At 39.4% G+C, this 19839-nt stretch carries 10 protein-coding genes, 1 tRNA gene and 2 pseudogenes; 8 read left to right on the top strand and 5 right to left on the bottom strand.

Translation table 11 applies throughout. The annotated features are described in order from the left end of the window. Nucleotides 1-32: 32 nt before the first annotated feature. The 4 genes and pseudogenes from OO773_RS02575 to OO773_RS02560 form a co-directional block, all read right to left on the bottom strand. Nucleotides 33-9041: a vacuolating cytotoxin domain-containing protein gene (locus OO773_RS02575; protein WP_006564757.1), complete on the bottom strand. Its 9009-nt coding sequence runs from the start codon at nt 9039-9041 to the stop codon at nt 33-35. Between the two features lie 148 nt (nt 9042-9189). Further along, nucleotides 9190-9566: pseudogene (locus OO773_RS02570) on the bottom strand (NAD(P)H-dependent oxidoreductase). A gap of 46 nt (nt 9567-9612) precedes the next feature. After that, nucleotides 9613-9690 (bottom strand) — tRNA-Met (locus OO773_RS02565). Nucleotides 9691-9735: 45 nt separating this feature from the next. Further along, nucleotides 9736-10197: a hypothetical protein gene (locus OO773_RS02560; RefSeq protein ID WP_006564755.1), complete on the bottom strand. Its 462-nt coding sequence runs from the start codon at nt 10195-10197 to the stop codon at nt 9736-9738. 23 nt (nt 10198-10220) lie between these two features. On the opposite strand from OO773_RS02560, the gene OO773_RS02555 reads away from it, so the two are divergent. Together OO773_RS02555 and folE are read left to right on the top strand one after the other, a co-directional pair. After that, nucleotides 10221-11393 carry a tRNA pseudouridine(13) synthase TruD gene (locus tag OO773_RS02555; RefSeq protein ID WP_006564754.1) on the top strand — a complete coding sequence of 391 codons (1173 nt, stop codon included), beginning with the start codon at nt 10221-10223 and terminating at the stop codon, nt 11391-11393. A gap of 48 nt (nt 11394-11441) precedes the next feature. Beyond that, the gene (gene folE, locus OO773_RS02550; RefSeq protein ID WP_006564753.1) at nt 11442-11993 is read left to right on the top strand and encodes a GTP cyclohydrolase I FolE; all 552 of its coding nucleotides are present in this window, start codon (nt 11442-11444) and stop codon (nt 11991-11993) included. Here the strand turns inward: folE and OO773_RS02545 are convergent. Further along, nucleotides 11977-13134 carry an FtsW/RodA/SpoVE family cell cycle protein gene (locus OO773_RS02545; protein WP_006564752.1) on the bottom strand — a complete coding sequence of 386 codons (1158 nt, stop codon included), beginning with the start codon at nt 13132-13134 and terminating at the stop codon, nt 11977-11979. The genes folE and OO773_RS02545 overlap by 17 nt on opposite strands. Nucleotides 13135-13260: 126 nt before the next feature. Here OO773_RS02545 and flgB point away from each other — a divergent pair, with 126 nt between their 5' ends. The 6 genes and pseudogenes from flgB to OO773_RS02510 all read left to right on the top strand — a co-directional run bounded on the left by flgB (nt 13261) and on the right by OO773_RS02510 (nt 19634). After that, a complete protein-coding gene (gene flgB, locus OO773_RS02540; protein ID WP_006564751.1) occupies nt 13261-13683 on the top strand; it encodes a flagellar basal body rod protein FlgB in 423 nt (140 codons plus the stop codon). A 9-nt stretch (nt 13684-13692) separates the two neighbouring features. Beyond that, nucleotides 13693-14184 carry a flagellar basal body rod protein FlgC gene (gene flgC / locus OO773_RS02535; RefSeq protein ID WP_034376993.1) on the top strand — a complete coding sequence of 164 codons (492 nt, stop codon included), beginning with the start codon at nt 13693-13695 and terminating at the stop codon, nt 14182-14184. Nucleotides 14185-14269: 85 nt separating this feature from the next. Then, nucleotides 14270-14572, top strand: a complete 303-nt coding sequence (fliE, locus tag OO773_RS02530; RefSeq protein WP_034376995.1) for a flagellar hook-basal body complex protein FliE — start codon at nt 14270-14272, stop codon at nt 14570-14572. A 51-nt stretch (nt 14573-14623) separates the two neighbouring features. Next, nucleotides 14624-16519 carry a peptidoglycan D,D-transpeptidase FtsI family protein gene (locus tag OO773_RS02525; RefSeq protein WP_006564748.1) on the top strand — a complete coding sequence of 632 codons (1896 nt, stop codon included), beginning with the start codon at nt 14624-14626 and terminating at the stop codon, nt 16517-16519. A gap of 27 nt (nt 16520-16546) precedes the next feature. Continuing rightward, nucleotides 16547-17662, top strand: a pseudogene (locus OO773_RS02515) (Mrp/NBP35 family ATP-binding protein); the annotation flags it as partial. A gap of 13 nt (nt 17663-17675) precedes the next feature. Further along, nucleotides 17676-19634 (top strand): FUSC family protein, encoded by a 1959-nt coding sequence (locus OO773_RS02510; protein WP_040499280.1) that lies wholly within the window; start codon nt 17676-17678, stop codon nt 19632-19634. Nucleotides 19635-19839: the final 205 nt, after the last annotated feature.

The following is a 19839-nucleotide window of genomic DNA, read 5'->3' as shown; positions in this document are numbered from 1 at the left end:
AGTGAGACAGCAACACAGAATTAAAAATTTGTCTAAAAAGCATAGCGCATCCCGACATTGCCTGTAATATTAATATCTTGATAATCCAAACCAAAGCGCGCTCCAATACCAGCATTGACATAAAAGGATCGAAATAAGCGAACCTCACCCCCTGTGGTGAGGCTAGCAAAGGTATTATACATTCCCCCATAACGATAACTTAACATATCATTACCAATAAAGCGTACCATTTTATCACCCATAGAATGGACGAATAAATCCCGCCCTAAGCCGGCAATGACATAGTAATAGGAGTTTTTCCTAAAATAGTGGCGACTCTCTAGGGCTAAATTGATCGTCAAAATAGATTTATGCGCTGGATCGGCATTGGCTCTAAACTCGTTATAAATCGGATCATTCATCTTGCCTTGCAAGCCTGAGAGGCCGATATAATAATAAGTGAGGCCAATTTGGGGTTTGAGAATAACATGTTTGTTTTTAAAAAAGAAGTCATAGCCATAGTTAGCGCCGACATTGGTAGTCCAAGTGCCATAGTGGTATTGCTGGTTAAGAGGGGTGAGAATGGGATTAGTTGCATCAATGTAGGTTTTGTTATAGCCATAGGTTTCATTAATACTTCCTGTAATCTCGTTTCTACCCTTGATAAAGGCGCGGCTATAAAATCCCACATTGACATTATTAGAATTAGCGCTATTGATATTGCCATAAAAGCCACTATAACCATAAGCCATATAACCCCCCACAATCACGCCCTTTATAAAGCGATCATAACCCACATTCAGCCCATAAAGCGTACCTGTGCCTCCTGCTACAAAACTTGCTCCTCCCACACCGGTTACCCATAGGTTGTTTTTTAATTTATCTCTTTGGGAGTAGGCGGTGATAATATCCATAGCATTAGGCACCGCGCTAGCAAATTTTTTACCTTTAAGACTGACTAAAAAATCATGAAAATCTGGTAATGCATCATTAGAAGCAAAATTTGAAAGCTTAGCTAAACGGCTCATCTGTTTGGTGTGTACACTGATTTGTAGCAATTTAGAGCTAGTGGCTTTTAAACCAGAAGCGCCCATCCAATCAGTCGCATTTTGAATATCTTTTACAATTTTAAGTAGATCGCTTAAGGAGTGTTGTTCAAGATAGTAGGGCGCAAAAAGCGGGGTGTTTTTTGTCTCAATTAAAAGCTTACCAAACCAATTCATCACACCCGGCCCGCCTGCATTTTCTAGCGCATTAACCACAGACTGCCCTTGTATTTGGGTGATGTATTGTGTAATAGTGGGCGCGATAACATGCAAGCTTTGGCCTATGCCTATTTGCATCTTATTATAATCAATAGAGGCGCTCACTTCTTGGCCATTTGTGCCTTGATAATTGACAAGCAAGCCTCGTTGTGAGATATTGACTGCTTGACCATTATAAGTAAGTCCTGTACCTTGAGCGTTAAGCTGGAAAGCTGTCCCGTTGATTTTAAGGCTAGTGTAGAGCTCTAAATATTGTCTCCAGTTATTAGGATTAAAAGAGGTGGGGTTGTAATGAATCCAGCTATTAGTTTGAATCAGCGTATAAGCGCCATTTGAAGGGGTTATAGGAGAGGCTGTAGGGTTTGAACTATCCGGAGAAGCCCCGCTAGAAGTTGTAGGCGTTTGGCTGGTAGTAGCTAGACTAGTATTAGAGCTTAGGCTTAATGTGGTACTTTGTGCTGTACTTGCTGTTTGAGTAGAACTAGTAGAACTGCTAGTTGTTGTTTGTGGTGTACTTGTAGAACTAGAACCCGCGCTTGATCCTGCATTATTTGTTTGTGCCTCTGTATTAAAGCTAATAATCGCACTACCACCTAAATTTAAATTCACAAGTCCACCCACTTGAATTAGCGGAATTTGCGTACTAGGCGTTGGGCTAACCGGATTTACATTAGACCCACTATTAGAGCTTGGGCTATTATCGCTACTGGAGGAGGTGTTAGAGGAACTTGTAGAAGTGCTAGAGCTAGCGGTACTAGAAGTTGTAGAACTTGTAGACACGGTGATGCTAGCTAGAGTTAAAGCTGTAGCTGTTTTAGAACTAGTAGAGGCGCTAGAGTTAGTAGAGGGTGTAGAAGTGCTAGGGGAGGAGCTAGAACCTCCAGAGCTATTAGCATTACTAGAACTTGTAGAGGCGCTAGAGCTTGAGGTTGAATTATCTGAACTAGGGCCGGTGGTTTTAATCGTTGCACCCGCTACATTAAAAGTTAAAGCCCCTGTACTATTAAACCCGCCCCCGATATTGACCCCAGCCCCTTGTGTACTAAATGTGCCATAGGAGTTAAAATTCCCGCTGATATTAAGCAGGTTTTGGGATTGGTTGTTAAAGGCGCTTATTGTGGTTAAATTATTAGCCTTAAGGGTGCTATCCTCAGTAAGATTAAGAGTACCTAAAACAGCTAAACCGGTTACACCGGATAAATCCACAGCCCCATCTGCTTGCACCGTGCCTAAAAAGTCAAAATTATTTGCGCGTACTGTGAGCCCTTCATACGAAGCAAGGGTGATATTGCCTTTCTGGACATAAAGATTATTAAAGGGGGCATCAATGGTTAGGCCATCGGTAGCATTAAGAGTAGTCAGATCAATATTAGACACATCATTACTTAAAAATTCTAGTGTACCTTGATTATTACTAAAATTAATTGTATTTTGCCCTGCAAAAATAATAGACTTACCGGCTATAAAACTTAAAGTCCCGCCTGAAGCATTACTAAAAGTGCTATTGTTCACTAAAATATCATCATTGGCTAGGAAGTTAAAATAACCCTTCTGCCAGAAATTACCTAGAGCTTTAGGCGCGAGCAAAGAACCTAAGCCCATGCTTTTTAATTGACCTTGCAGTTTATTAGATAAAATACTCTGAAGGCCCTTGCTATAAACCTCCCCTAGACCTTTAGCCTGCATTAAGCCATCAATAACGTGTTTGACATCAGGGTTAGAATTTTCCATTTGTTGGACTGCCTTTTTTTCTGAGCTAAAGACATTGTTAAGAATGTTATCAAGAATATTTTTTTCAGCGGCAGTAAGCTGATTTGTAGGGTTGAGTAAATCATCAATAGCAGTTTTAAGCATTTCATCTAAAATTTGTGGGCCTAACCAAGCAATGGTTTTATTGAGTAGGTTTTGATTAGATAATAGTTCTTCAAAAATTTGCCCAAAAGTGGTCTTGTTTAAAAAATTTTTTACCTGACTTTGGCCGCTACTAGTATTTGGCATGTTTAAAATATTATCCACATCTTTACCCGTCATAGGGGATAAAGAGTTAATGAGACTTAAAAGGGTGTGCTTACCATAAACCCCGTTGGCAATGGAGGCAATGGCTTTTCCCCCTGAGAAATGTAACTCTTTATCAATAGCATTATAGATTTTATTTTGCTCAGCCTGATCCAAACTAGAAATAAGCCCTCCACCGCCTAATACAGAACTCACAGTCTTAGTACTTAAAATATTTTTAATCACATTATCCATACCGGGCATGTTTAAAAGAGCACTCACATCTGAGGCATTCAATACATCGCTAAGTTTGATTTTACCAATCTGCCCGCCTAAATCTTTAGCTAGAGGCTTGATAGAGCTTGGAATGCTACTAGTGGGATTAAGATTAATACTAGAGCCATTGGCTAGATCGTAGATATAATTACCTAACATCTGGGCTAGCCCTTTTTGGCCTAAGATTTTTTGTATCCCGCCCTCACCTAGCATATTAAAAATTTGATCCGTGCCTTCTGCATCAATCGTGGCCTGATTAAGGGTTAAATTAGTCGCGCTATTAAAAGTTACATCTGCACTCCCACCTATCCCCCAAGCATCCCCACTGCCTACGGTGCCGGTGATATAAATATCTTTAGCCTTAAAATTAGCCTCAATATAGCCTAGTGCAGCAGAAGTTGAGCCTAGAAGCTCACCTAAATAAGTGCCTCTTAAATCCTGACATCCTTTTTTAGTTTGTGCAGCCGTACAAGCCGTAGTATAACCATTGCCACCAAACCACACCACGCTACTACTTCCGGTTTGTCCTGCCTGAGGCGAACCCACTACAAGCGTACCATTATTAAAAGTTTGGTTGATATTGCTTGATAGCCCGTCTATAAAACTTAAAAGTTCCTTGCTTTGCTGGCTAGTTAATTTAATCCCTGAGTTTTCTAAGTCTTGAATGATATTACTTGGATCGCTTAAATCTTGTAGAATTTGAGGCAAAAGGGTTTTTAAATGAGGCCAAATACTTTGGACAATGCCTACTAAGTTATTAAGGGTGGTTTCATTAAACAGGCCGTTATTAGAAATATAAAGACCTTGTAAGGGCTGGCCTTGAGCATTATAAGTGCCCGGAATAACCGGTGTTGAGGAAGTTTTACTACTTGAAGTATTAGCCTTTGGATCATACACCCCTTTTAAATTACCGTCTAAAAAGAAAGTCCCGCTTTCATCGCTGGAATAATCATAACTGCTTATATCTGCACTTGCTGAGTTTGTACTAGGCAAGTTTTGTGCGGATTGTTTGTAAAAAAAGAGTTCGGGGGCGATGTTGTGGTAATCTGTAGCTACAAAATGATTGCTATTACTAATGGTGATAGTGAGTTTACCATTTTGTATTTTTTCAGTAATAGTTTGTGCGCCATTTAAAGGGTTTGTAAAACTCCAGCTTTGGGTTTTATTTGAATCAGAATAGGTAGCGTTATTAATTTTAATGCCGTAGTACTCAATTTTTTGATAGCCATTAGCCCCACTCATACCTGTAATCTTACTAGCATTTACAATATTATAAGTGGCGGAGGAACTTGTATTATTAGTTTGGCTAGAAAAGGGCGCGGAGAGATCAATATTAGAGATATTAAGAATACCACTTAAATCAAATGTCCCCCCTCCCGTGCTACTAGAGCTATTATTAGAAACAGAAATAAGAGGTTGGCTGTTAGCTGCGCTTGAGCTTGCACCTGTACTAGTTGTGGGTTCAAGTAAAAGACCATCTAAATTTAAAGTACCGTTTAAATTAAAGCTTGAGCTAGTAATAAGCGAGCGATTAAGAGAATTGACCCCAGAATTGATATTAACAGAATCAGAAGATCCTACATTTACAGCTCCCGCTTTAATCTGGCTATTTTGCATGTAAAAATTACCGCCATTTAAATTAAGCGTACCCGCATTAAAAAGGCTATTTTGCATATTGATATTCACAGAATTAGCAAAGGTGGTTTGGCTACTTTGAATATCTGCGCTATTTAAGAGCATGGAGGCATAGTTGTTAAACACTAGATTATTAAACTGCGCGCTATAGTTTTGATTACTACTTGATCCCCCCCCGCTAATGCTCCCGCTACTTGTATTTGGTATAAAATCTGTAAAACTCCCGTTTACATTTAAAAACGAGTTATTATTAAAAGTTGTAATATCTTGGGTGCTTGTTGTAGTGTGTGTAAACATAGCCTTAGCACCACTAGCAAGAGTGATCCCAGAGCTATTATTAAAAGTACTATTGCCTTGAAAGTTAGCTTGAGCGGAGTTAATTAAATTAAAATTAGCGTTATCATTTAGCGTCGTGGTGCTATTCATTATAATCTTGCTATTGTGATCAAGATTAATTGTAGTGCTACCACTTAGGCTAGCTGAATCATAAAAAGTTGCTTGACTACCTAAGTTTAAAAAGGAAGTGGTGTTATCTAGGGTGGTACTGCCATGCAAATACAAGATAGAGTTTTGGTTGAGGTTGATTGTAGAGTTATTAATGGTGTTTGTGCTAGATGAATAGCTACTATGACTATTAGTTGTGATCACATTACCAAAAATAAGAGTCGTACCATTGCCCACAAAAAAGGCAGAGTTGTTTAGGGTGGTATTTGCGGAGTTAAGGGTAATACTACTTTTACTACCTATAACGGTGCTGCTTGTAAACTTAATGCTGTTTTTACCGGTAAAGTCTAAACTACCGCTAGTATCATCTTCAAAAGAGGAATTGAGCGCGCTAAAGCTTTGTTGTGCGATGAAGTTACCGTGGCTATGCTGGCTGATAGTAGAACCAAAGGGAGGGATAGCGGTAGCATCTTGGTGGTAGGTGAGGCCATCGGCGGTAATATTGTTATTAGCATTAAAAGTTAGAGTCGCCCCTGCCCCGCTTAGCGAGCTATCTCCAACTTCTATAGTATTAGTTAGAAAAATATTACCGGCATTAAAAACATCGGTGATATAGCCTACTGAGCCCACTGCGCCAAATTCTATTTTACCCCCTGTAGCGGCTTTTAGGGTATTGTTACCTAAAATTAAAGTGCCATCGTTAACCCATTGGCTATTTTTTTTTTCTCCAACATTATAAGTACCGCCATTGCCAAGTTTTGTATAAGTTTGGAGTGTGTGGGTGGAGGCGTTATAGCCATCGTGGCTTTGTGAGTTTAAAGGGTTGATATAGGCAATCCCGTCTGCGCCTACACTTTCATTGTAAGCTTCAAAGCCGTACTTATTAAAGTGCTTCCATATGTTGTATGTACCATTTTGATAACCATAACAGCCCGGTGGGCTGGCTAAGGCATTGTATGAACAATTAGTAGTCATGTTATACACATCTGACCAAATATCTTTAGCTTGGCTAATAACTTTTAAGCTAAGTCCACTACTAGCAAAGGTTTCTTGTATCTTAATGGGCATGCCATTTATACCAAAGACCACATCCCAAACCTGCGTGCCGTTGCTATCACTCATTTCTGTTTCTGAGCTGATACTAGCCCCGCTAATACGGATTAAATTCCAAAGATTGTTGGCATACTGCGTATCACTACTATAATTAATGTTGGCCCCACTTCCGCCTAAGATGCTGTAAGTTGTACCAATTTGCAAAGAACTTAAAATATTATTCAGGTTAAAGGTAGCGCCACTATTAAACTTGATCGCCCCACCTAAATTAGCAAAAGGACTACTGCTAGTATTAATCGTGGTGGTACCGCTAAATGTAGTTGTGTGGTTGCCGTTGTTTTCAGGTGCAAAGCTATAGCTACCATTATTAAATGTATCATTTGTCAGGGTCAATTGGTTAGTTTTAAAAGAGCTGTTTTGTGCATTAAAGATCGTGTTACTAAAACTAGCTTGATTAGCAATTACTTGGAGGTTTTTAGCTGTGATTTGGCTAGTTTGGTTATCGGTATCTTGTAAACTACCCTTATCTGCCTCTAGTGTCAAGCTAGCATTTGAATCATTAAAGCTTGTGTTGGTGAGGGTTAGGTTGTTGGTAGCGTGTAGAGTGATCGTATGACTATTGCCAGTAAAAGTTGTGCTACTAAAAGTTTGATTTTGAGAGTTAAAGGTAAATTGCCCGCTACTTTGATCTTGGAATTGGGAGTTTGAGATGTTGATACTGCCATTGGTAGCTCTAAAATTAGCGTTGCTATGCCATACTCCGGCGTTATCGTTGAGATAGTGCAAACCATTAGCTGTAATGTTTGTAATAGCGTTGTAGCTAATGTTAGTGCCGTTACCATCGTGAAAAGAGTTTCCGCTTTCTATGGTACCGGTAAGATAAATTTTACCCGCGTCAAATTCCCCTGTCATATAGCCAAGATCTCCGCCGTAATTGCCATTTAAAGCAAAAGGATTACCCCCTGTGCCTCCAAAGAGAATTTTACCGCTTGAACTGGGGGTTTCTGTGCTATTACCAAGAATAAGCGTCCCACCACTCCCATTATCTAAAGTAACTTTAAAATTTTTATCTCTTTGTGCCCAAGCTTGATCTGTTCCATTCCCGGGGTTGATATAGGCACTACCCTCTCCGACATTAAAATTCCAAGTAGAATTAATGTTGTGGATTGTACTCCAAATATCACCCTGATTTTTAGCGTAAGCCTCAAGTTGCGCCGATAGAGAGTTATTTTCAAAATCTTCTTTAAGAATATCCCAATCACCATTGCCAAAAGTATATTTCACATAGTAAATCCCATTGCCAGAGCTAGGATTACTTAAAGTAGTGCCATTACTGAGTTGCCCGTTAAAAAGGCTACCTGTTTGGCCTTGATAGCGGATAAGATCCCACAAATGGCTTGCATAGCTACTATCGTTGATACTTTTATTACCACTTGTACTTACAAGGGTATCAAGATTATAGGCTCCGTTGGTGGTCTTTGTAAGATCTTCTGTAATGTTAAAAATGGTGTTGGCTTGGATAGTAACATTGGCGCCTAGATTGATAAGGGGCGAGTTTTGTGCAAAGGTCTCAGTGCCCTCAAGGGTAAGAGTGCCGTTGTCCGTAACATGTGAACCAGTGTTGCTATCATTAAAAGTAACATTCTTAAAGGTGATGTTGTTGCTCTGTAAATTGATCTGCCCCGTACCTTTAAAGGTGGTGTTTGTGAAACTCTCGCTTGTTTTATCATTGATATTTAAAATCCCGTTGCCTTGATCCGCGTTAATGGTAGCGTTGTTCGCTGTAGTGCCGTGGTTTGCGTTGATAGTGATATGATTTTGCCCTACTTGTAGATTTCCGCTGATACTAACACTTTGGGCATTCCATGTATCTGTAAATTGCCTTCCTTTATAGCTATCCATGTTGACATTGCTAATATTAAGCGTGCCTTGTGTACCATTGCCATTAATTTGTAAATTAAGGCTACCGCCCTCGTAATTGAGATTGCTAAGCGTGTAAGCGGTAGAGCCATTACCAATTAATGTAACCGAGCCGTTACAATTCCAGTTAGTACAAAAATAACTTCCATTACTAGCTTCATAAAAGACATTAGAGCCACCAGTCCATAACAAATTTTGGCTTCTATGGTTATTTTGCATATACTGCTTAATATTTGTTGTGTTGAGTGTGTGTGTGCCACTAATCCATGAAGGATACCACGCTAAAAGCGGTTGGCTCATTACACCTAAAATAAAAGTCCCCTGCTTGATTAATTTAGGTTTCAACTCAGAACGCTTGGGTTGGGGGAGTTGTTTTTTAAAGACATAAGTACCCGCACGCCTAGCTTGGTTAGCTTTAATGCGCCGTGCTAGAGCGTGGCCAAATTTCAATGTGAGAGAACTAAACTTTTTCATAGAGAAAACTCCGGTTGGCTCATTACACCTAAAATAAAAGTCCCCTGCTTGATTAATTTAGGTTTCAACTCAGAACGCTTGGGTTGGGGGAGTTGTTTTTTAAAGACATAAATACCCGCACGCCTTAATGAAGTAAAAAGAAAGAAGCCTATTTATGAAAAACCTGTTTTAAATGCGCGCTGTAATCTTTGAGATAGGATTCCCCCTGTGGATTTTTAATGATGTCATTTACAATAAAAGTTGGCAGAGCACGCATGCCTAAGAATTCATGGGCTTTATGCAAATGCAGATACACCCCATCTACTCCTACACCTCCAAAAAACTGATTTTTATCTGTGAAAGCCTCAAGAGGCGCATTCCATGTGAGAGAAAACATGTATTTTTTGCCCTGTGAAAGCCTATTTGTTCAAGGTTATAACCCAAATCTTTGAGGGTTTGCATAGCCAGATCGTGCAGGGCGTTATTGAGTTTGCCTTTAGATTCTAAAAAGGGAGTAGACCCATTGAGACATAAAATATTTTCCATTGAAAAGCTCCTAAGGATTAAAATAAGAATCGGGATTAGTTCAAGATGGTGTCAAAGGGGGGACTTGAACCCCCGACCTCCGGCTTATGAGACCAGCGCTCTAGACCAGCTGAGCTACCTTGACATAAAAAGCCCCTATTATAAGGGCAGTTGGCTTAAATTTTCTTGATTAAAGCATCACATCTAAAGCTTGGTAGGCTTGATCGTAGGCGTTCTTGTAACGATTTACAAAGTTTTGATCTAACCCTAGCGCTTTTTTCATCTGGGTTTCTTGTAAAGCCTTTAATCCATCTATTTTTTGCTCTGCTTGTTTATCCTGCTGGATTTGCCCGCCATAAAAACTTGTCAGGCTATAAAGCGACTGCGCTGCTAAGCGTTTTTCATTTTCATTCATTCCAGCGGTGGCGCGTAAAAAGGCTTGATATTCATTATCACTCATCAATTCTAAAACCAAAAATCCATAAGTTTCGCGCTTAAGGCCATTTGGTTCGCGCTCCACTTTAGAAACCTCAACGGCCACTTCGGGGTGTTTTTCTGCTTTAGGGGTTGCTGGGGTTTGCCCTCTTTCTAACTGCGAGGCATGCAATAAGGCAGATAGATTGGGTTGGTTACGCGTGTCCTTAATTTCCATGAAAGCCATCCTAAAATTAAAGAATAACTCTTAAGAAGCAAAAATCAGTCCACTTTGATCACAAGCCTTCCCGTGCTATAATCTCTGCCATGCAGAATTTAACAGCTCCCTTTTTCCCCCTCAAACCTCCTAAGCGCTTTTTTGCCTCCACCCACGCCCCAATTTCTTTTTACTTTAAAAAGTGTTCTAGAGATTTTAGCGTGCAAGAAGAGCCGCTGTATCCTTTCAGTGGGCAGGGTGATCATGCCATACTCAAGGTACGCAAAAAAGATTTAAGTACTCTAGAAATGCTTTCTTTGCTTGCGGGGGTGAGTGGGGCTAAGATCAAAGAGTTTGGCTATGCTGGGCTTAAAGATAAACAGGCAATGAGCATACAATATCTTTCTTTGCCCAAACGCTACGCCTGTATTTTAGAAAAACATGCCTCTACTTTGCTGGATCGAGGGGTTAAAATTTTAGACATCACAGCCCATAACCATAAAATCCGTTTAGGCCATCTTAAGGGTAATTTCTTTTCCATGCGCCTTAAAAAACTTAGCCCATTAGATGCTAAAAAAATAGAGCAAATACTCCCCTTTTTAAAAACTTATGGCTTTCCTAATTATTTTGGTTTGCAACGCTTTGGCAAAAGTGGGGATAATTTCAAGCAACCCGCCACGCGTTCTAAAAAGTTGCAAGCCTTTTTTCTCTCTAGCTATCAAAGCCACCTTTTTAACCATTGGCTGAGTATGCGCATGCATCTTAATACCCTCTTGCGCCATTTTAACCCCAAAGAAATACAAGCTACATTTAATTTTCTAAGCCTAGAGCAATTAAAGAGTTTAGGCGATCAAGAACACTATTTTAAATTATTGCCGGGTGATATTTTATGCCATTATCCTTTTGGGAAATATTTCACGCATTGTGATCTAGCCAACTCTAAACGCCTACTTACTAAGCAAATTGTCCCTACAGGTTTACTTACAGGGCAAAAAGTGCCCCACGCCCAAGAATTAGCCCATGTTTTAGAACAACCCTATATCCACACGCTTAAAGCAAGGGGCGATCGCCGTTTTGCTTTGGTTTTTCCGGACGCGCTGGAATTTGTGTATTTGCCTAAAGAAGCGCAAGCCCAGCTTTGCTTTTTTCTACCAAAGGGGGCATATGCTACGATCTTTTTAGAAGAAGTTGCCGGCCAAACTCTTTTTGAGGCTTGAATTTCTGTGGGCATTGGGATATTTTATGATAAAAGGAAATCTTAGCATTTGACACAAGATTTATGGAATTTATTATGCGCACGCATTGGCGAAGACCCCCAAAGAGAGGGGCTAAAAAACACCCCACAGCGGGTTAAACTTTTATGGGAATTTTTAACCTCTGGTTATCAAAGTGATCCTGAGCAAATTTTACAAAGTGCTTTTGAGATTGGGAGTACTGACGGGATTGTTTTACTCCAAAATATTGAATTTTATAGTTTGTGTGAGCACCATTTATTACCCTTTTTTGGGCATATCAGTATAGGGTATATCCCTAATGATAAGGTGGTGGGGCTAAGTGCTTTAGCTAGATTTGTAGAGAGTTTTGCTAGAAGGCTTCAGATTCAAGAGCGTTTAACCACCCAGATTGCCCAAACCCTTAAACGCGTATTAGAGCCTAAGGGAGTGGGGGTAATTTGCACGGCTAAACACCTATGCATGGCCATGCAAGGCATTCAAAAACAAGATAGTGTGGTTAAAACTAGCGTACTAGAGGGGATTTTTAAGGAAAATGCGCGCACAAGGGCTGAGTTTATGCAAATGCTTAGCGGGCTTGTTTAGAAAGGCTAAGCACCAATCCTAAAGCCAAAGAATTAGCTAGTAAAGAACTCCCCCCATAACTTAAAAAAGGAACGGCAATTCCTTTAATAGGAATGATCCCACTCACCCCAAAGGCATTAATGATAAAAGAAAAACCAATGAGTAAAGCCACCCCTAAACAAAAAAGCATGTGTTTGGGATTATCTAGGCGATTAGTGATTTTAAACATGGCATGCAAAATAATTAAAGTCAGCCCTACACATGCCAAAATAGAGATAAAGCCTAATTCCTCCGCCATGCCTGCTAATACCATATCTGTATGTACCTCGCTTAAAAAACCTAGCTTAATCACCCCCTCTCCAAGCCCCTGCCCTAATATTGCGCCATGCTTAATGGCATTGCTGGCATGATAAATCTGGTAGGGCTCGGGTAGATGCTCAATTTTTAGGCTACTAGCAATTTTAGAGGGCAAAATGGATAACAAAGAATTTTGTAAATTAGACCACCATAATTTCATGCGTAAAATCCGGTGTTCGCTAGTTGTAATGGCCACCACTCCGATCACAACTGCAATACTTAAAAACACTCTAAAGAGTTTAAAACTCCCGCCAGAAAAGATAAGCAAAAACCCCAACACCATTGCTAATAAAATCACCTGCCCTAAGTCGTTTTGTAAAACACCAATGAGAAAGGCTGCCACTAAAAATAAGACAAGATAGGGAATGAGAATTGCCATTTCCTCTTTGACGCTAGATTTTTCTTGGTTAAAAAAGGTACGCGAAAGACTCCAAGATAAAAAAAAGATAAAGCCCACTTTGAAAAACTCGGTAGGGGCTAGTGAAAAGAAAGGGAGGCGAATCCAGCGCTTAGCCCCTCCTGCGCTACTAGACAAACTTTCAGGTAAGAAGTTCATGATAAACATCAAAAAAAAAGACCCTAAGAAGAGGGTAAAGCCTAATTTACTAAACCATTTATTCGGATCAAGCCATGAAATCCCCCACATCAGAATAATCCCTATGATCGTGGCAACTAATTGGCGTAAGAAAAAATGGAATTCTTGATAATGGTAAATTAAAGTTGTGTAGGTTGAAAGCGAATAACTCAAAAGTACGCTTAAAATCATCAAAATACTAGCGCAGGTAAACAAATGCCGGTATGCCATAAAAACCACCAAATAAGATTGAAATGTGTTATAATTATACAAAAATTTGTTTGCCTAGTTTTTTGTTTGTAAGGCTTGCTGTGGAATGCTCCTTGCTTGCTCTAAAAAAGGCAAAGGAGTTTATACATGAACTTGTCAAAGGCTTATCCGTTAGTTTATGAAGCGATGGATTATCGCTCTTTGCGCCAAGATTTGATCGCAAGCAATATTGCTAATGTAGACACTCCCTTTTATCGCCCTAGAGATGTAGATTTTGAGACTATGTTAGCCCACAAAAAAGCGGAAGTTTTTGATCATAAAAAAGATCAGATTTTGCAGTTAGCTAAAACAAATAAGAGGCATTTAAGCCCGGGATTATCTGAAAGCCAAAAAGCCACGCTTTTTTTTAGGGATGGGCACTTGGCAAAGAATGACGGTAATAGCGTAGATCTAGACATTGAAACCTCTGAGATGGGTAAAAATAGCACGATGTATTTAGCGCTAACAACAGCCCTTAAAAAACATAGAGGGATTGTTAACTACGCCATTGATGCGGCAAAAAACATTTAAGGAGTGCGCATGTTTTTATCTAGTTTTGATATTAGCGGGTATGGGTTATCCGCCCAAAGGGTGCGTGCTAATCTAATCTCTTCTAATATTGCTAATGCTAACACAACCCGTACAGATGAGGGGGGTCCTTATCGCCGCCAAGAGGCCGTTTTTAAATCTTTTGATTTTAATAAAGTCTTGAATGAAAAATTGGCAAAAAATAATGATTTAATGGAATATGAAGATCCACTTGATGAAAGCGATGAAATTGAAAAACCTAACCCTCCCATCATGGGTGTTTACATTGAAAAAATCGTGCGCGATGATAAAGCCCCGCTTTTAAAATACGATCCTAGCCATCCAGATGCCGATGCTAACGGGTATGTTTCCTATCCTAATGTTAATCCTGTTGTAGAAATGGCAGATCTTATTGAGGCCACGCGTGCTTATCAGGCCAATGTAGCGGCTTTCCAGAGTACAAAAAATATGGCGGCTAATGCCATTGGCATGCTACAAGCTTAAAAACTAAAAGAAAGGGGTATTTTTTGGGTATTTGAATATTATCCAGAAGAGACGATGTAGGTGATATAGGATGCAAGGAGTTCAGATGAAGACTTTATACACAGATATAGGGTTAAATAAAGCAGGTACTCCTTTAGATTCAAAGGTGCATGAGAATCTAGTGGAGAGAGGAGAGTTCTCTCAGATGCTCAAGCAATCTATTGACGAACTCAACAATACCCAGATGCAATCAGATAAAGCTTTAGCAGATATGGCAACAGGTCAGGTTAAAGATTTGCACCAAGCGGCCATTGCCATTGGTAAGGCTGAAACAAGCATGAAATTAATGCTAGAAGTGCGCAATAAAGCTATCAGTGCCTACAAAGAATTACTAAGAACGCAAATTTAGGTTTATTGGTGTACCCTCCCTTTTGTAGAGAGTTTCTATACGGGGAGGTTTATGCAAGAGTTTGCGTCTAAATCCCTTAATTCAAACAAAGACCCCTCCCACCTAAAATACGACTCAGAACACGGACGCACCGAGCGTTTGCTCATGATTTTTGCCGTTGTGGGAGGGTGTTTTGTTCTTTTTGTAGTGGTGATGTTATTTAAAGCCTTGTTGCCTAGGAAAATGCCGGCTTTAATCATCACCAAAACAGACATCGCCACTAGAGGGCGGATTTTTAGCCAAGATGGTTTTAGCCTAGCTAGTAGCCAAAAACTTTTCAAAGTGAGTTTTAACACCCTCTCAGTTGATCCAAATAAAAAAGATTTTTTTATTGATTTATTATCAATCTATACCAATATCCCTAAAAGCGTCATCGCCAGCAAGTTTTCCCAAAATGGATTTGTTACTCTCTCTTATAATGTCAGTGCTAATACGGCTGCTAGTTTAAGGCAATTAAATGCCAAATTTTTGGCCTATAATGTTTTCCAAGAATATGAAGATCAAAATAGAAAAATCATGCCTAAAATTGGCCTTAGCATTGAGGTAAGCGGGATTGCGCGCAATTATCTTTATAAAGATAATTTTGAACCCTTAGTGGGGTATGTTAAAAAAGTTGATATTTCTAACATCACTTCTATACAGGGAGTAAAAGGGATTGAGAAGTTTAAAAATGGCGTGTTAGCCTCTAAACATGATGGCAAGGATACGGGTAAACGCGATTTAGGGTTTAATCTCATTGAAGATAAGACTTTTAAAAGTATACCCCGCATGGATGGATCGGATCTCATTTTAAGCATTCCTTTAAAAATCCAAAGAGAGTTAGAAAAGATTTTAGATACCGCTAAGGCGCGCTACAAGTCCCACCAAATCATCGCAGGGATTTATCTCCCCCAAAATGGCGAGATACTCACCCTAGCCACCACAAATCGTTTTAACCCTAATAATATCCAAAAAAATGATTACCCCTTTTTAAATGTAGATGCGGTGGAATTATCCTTTGAGCCGGGCAGTACCATTAAGCCCATTGTTTACTCGCTTTTAATTGATAAAAAGCGCATTGATACTAGCCAGCCAATTGATCTCAACCACGGGTCTTATAAGCTAGGTAAATATACAGTTAAAGATGATATTGTCCCTCCTAAACACACTACAATTGAAGATGTTTTGATTCGCTCAAGCAATGTAGGCATGATCAAACTTTCTAAGCGCCTTAGTGGTCAAGAACTCCATACAGGCCTTAAGAGTTTTGGCCTTTCAGAGTCTACGGGGATTGATTTACCCTATGAAAAAACAGGGCTTATTCCTAGTGTCCGTCTACTCAATACCGAAGTTTATAAAGGTAGCGCCTCTTATGGTTATGGTTTGCGCACCACATTTTTACAATTAATCCGCGCATACGGGGTTTTTGCTAATGCAGGGGTGATCACCACCCCACATTTAATCAAACAAGTACGCGCCATTAATGGAGATATTTATATCCCAAACCCCCCTATTAAACGGCAGGTCATTAGCCCTGAAAGTGCGTTAAAAATGCAAAAATTACTTATTAAAGTTGTTAGAGAAGGAACAGGTAAAAGCGCTCAAGTTGAGGGGCTTATTATTGGTGGTAAAACAGGTACGGCTAGAACAGCTAGCAAGGGTAAGTATACAGAGGCCTATAATAGTTCTTTTTTTGGATTTGTCAAAGATAAAGAGAACACTTATGTTATCGGGGTGGTGGTTTTTGGATCGTTAGGGAGTGAGGAATATTATAGTAGCCAAACAGCAGCCCCGATTTTTAAACAAATTGTACAAATGCTAGTAGCCCATCAGTATCTAACCCCTTCTAAGATTTTAAGTACGCCTCCACAAATCCACACCCCTAATCGCCTCCACACAAAACGCCCTCCATGGGTTAAAGAATATTAAGAAAAACTAGGTATAAGCTTTGAGCAGATCTCTTTAAGGATAGAAATGGTTACACAGGATACGGTTTTAGATGTGTTAAAGACGGTGATTTATCCCAATTTTGAAAAAGACATTGTTAGCTTTGGGTTTGTGAAAAACATCACACTCCATGAGAAAAAAGTCGCCCTTTTACTAGATATTCCCTCTAGTTCTGCAGAGGTTGCACAAACTTTAAGAACGGATATTATGGCAAAAATGCAAGAATTAGACTTAATTTGCCAGATTGATATTAAGACTCCTCCCAAAAGGGAAAGACAAAGCCAACAAGAACAAACAACTAAAAATCTAGCCCCCAATATTAAACATGTGGTGATGATTAGCTCAGGAAAAGGGGGTGTGGGCAAGAGTACCACAAGTGTTAATTTAGCCATTGCACTTGCACAACAAGATAAAAAAGTAGGTTTATTAGACGCTGATGTTTATGGCCCTAATGTGCCCAGAATGTTAGGCTTAATGACGACCAATCCCACCACCGATCCTAGTGGCAAAAAATTAATTCCTTTAGAAGCTTATGGCATACGGGTAATGAGTATGGGGCTTTTATATGAAGAGGGGCAGAGTTTGATTTGGCGCGGTCCTATGCTAATGCGTGCCATTGAACAGATGTTAACAGATATTATCTGGGGTGAATTAGATGTTTTGGTTGTAGACATGCCACCGGGTACAGGAGATGCACAACTCACTTTAGCCCAAGCTGTGCCTATTAGTGCTGGAATTACCGTAACAACACCCCAAACCGTGAGTTTAGATGATGCAAGCCGGAGTTTAGATATGTTTATGCGCTTAAATATCCCCATTGCCGGCATTGTAGAAAACATGAGCGGTTTTATCTGCCCACACTGCGCCCATGAGAGCGATATTTTTGGTAAGGATACTTTGCAATCTCTATCCAAGCAGTATAAAACCCAAGTATTAGCACAAATCCCTATTGAATTGCAGGTTAGAGAAGGGGGGGATAAAGGCACGCCTATTACCATTCTTAACCCTAATTCTGCTATCAGCCAAGCCTACACACAAGCAGCGCATAAGCTCTTAGAGTTTCTCCACAAAGTCAAAGTAGAGAATCTGGCGGATAATAAGAGTATCCAACCCACCATACATTAGATTAACTAAAACGATGGATATTTTTAACCGCCTCAAACGCGCGGTTCATCTTTATGATCCGGGCTACTTTAGTTTAATCTATGCTCTTAGAACCACCCTAACAACCTTTTTATGTGCCGGTTTAGGGGCTTTTTTCTTTGGCTATTCTATTACAATTTGGGCGGGTTTTCAGGCCGTTTTTTTATATTTCTCAAGCTTACTTATCAGTGATAAAGAACATGAAATTTATTATCTACTCGTCTTTATTGGAGTGAGCTGTTTTAATGCTTTGATCTTTTATCCTATGGCTCATTTTGGGGCATGGTTATGCGTGCCGATTACAATCACCACCTTTTTAGTGGGCATGGCTATGGCTTATAGCTTAGATTTATATAGAGTGTGCAATGCCGCCCTTTCTAATGGTCTAGTTACTTGCCTTTATGTAGATGCTAATGCCCCTCTTGATCTCACACAAACTTTACTCATGATTTCTGTCTTAGGCTGTCTAAGTCTTGTAATACAACACTTTATCGTTACCAAATACGGCTATTTTGTCAAAAAGCGTTTTTCTACTCTGCTCTCTAGTATGGAATTGATGCTTCAATACATCAATAGCCCCACAGAATACACCCACATTAAAACACAAGTGTTAAGCCAGATTCATAACACCAAAGTGATTTTAACCTCGCGCTCAAGCCGCATTAAAAATCCACACACCATTCAAAATCTCCAACGCGCCCTTTTCCAACTACACGCCTTAGAAGAGATTTATCATTCTATCCACTCTATTGGTGGTTATTTAGGTACTTTAGAACCTGTATGCCAAGAGATCATCTTGAATTTACAAACTCTATCCGGGATTTTTACAAAACAGCACATAGAAATACAAAAAACAGCGCTCAATAATCTTAGCCCGCAACTAGATAAAGTGGTGCGCCACTCCATTGCTATTATTTATAATAAAATGGAAATCTTTTTACTAGGAGGAGAGGAACAAGTAGCCCCTATCAATCCTGAATACAAACCCACTTTTAAAAATGTACTCAAAGCCTTTAATATTAAAAATGCCATTTTCCAATATGCCTCTAAATACGCTATAGCTATGGGTATTGCCGTTTTCATTGCCCGCTATTTTGGGTTTAACCATGGCATGTGGATTGCTATGGCGACCTTGTTAATTTCTCGCTCCAGTTTAGGCAGTATCAGAGAAGCCCAATTAGAATTTGTGATGGGTTCTTGTATTGGATTAGTACTTGGCTTATTGGTGGTGGGATTATTTGATGGAAGTGTTATTTTTTATGGCTTTTTAGTCATAGGTGTTTTTTTATTCATTTATTTAAAAGTCTACTCTTATGCCACTTGGTCAGCAGCTTTGATGTTTGCCTTCATTCTTTGCTTTTCACTCCTAACCCATGATTTTATGGGCATGGTGGTTTCTCGTGTTGTGGATTTATTAATCGGTATTGGGATTGTTTATGTGATTTTTTTATTTATATGGCCTAAATACGATAAAGATGAATTTATCCAACATACACGCCACTTAGTAACCACTTTGCGCTGTCTTTTGGAGGCATACAGCGATGCAACACAAGTTTTGCATCTCCAAAATACTTTCTTAAGACAGCTAGATGCCTTTAGACTTTGTTTGAAAAATGCCCGTACCGAAATTTCTGAACCCAACACTTTAAAATCTCTCTTTAGAGGATTAAAAGCTGTGGATATTTTAGATACCTGTAGTTATCGTCTGTATGATTATTGCCTAAATATCAAGCTTTCAAAAGATAAACAACTTTTACTGGATAACAACACCCAAATTTTACTAGGACGCTATTTACAAATGCTAAACTATCTTAACAATAAGCCCCACTACTTCAAGGCCAAAGAGGGTAACCGTCTGCTTAAAATTGATAGCGAATTAGACGCGCTTTTAAGGACCATGTTCTTTGCCCAAAATAAACTTTTTAGAGAGATTATGTATGTCTTTAAATATTAAAGCTATAGAAATAGATTTATCCGTACTATAAAGCCTCTAGTTTTAATAATCCAACCTTGCTTTAGCTATGGGGGAATACAATATAAAATTTTGCGTGGATATAAAACTTTTTAAGGGGTAAGCTTAGTAAGCTTTTTACAGGCTGTGGGCAATGCTAATTGAATTGAGCAAACCTAGCATCAAGCAATGTAGCACCATTAGAGTA

Origin of the sequence: Helicobacter suis HS1 (assembly GCF_026000295.1) — a bacterium.
Classification (GTDB): domain Bacteria; phylum Campylobacterota; class Campylobacteria; order Campylobacterales; family Helicobacteraceae; genus Helicobacter; species Helicobacter suis.
This window is presented reverse-complemented; position numbering and strand designations above follow the sequence as displayed.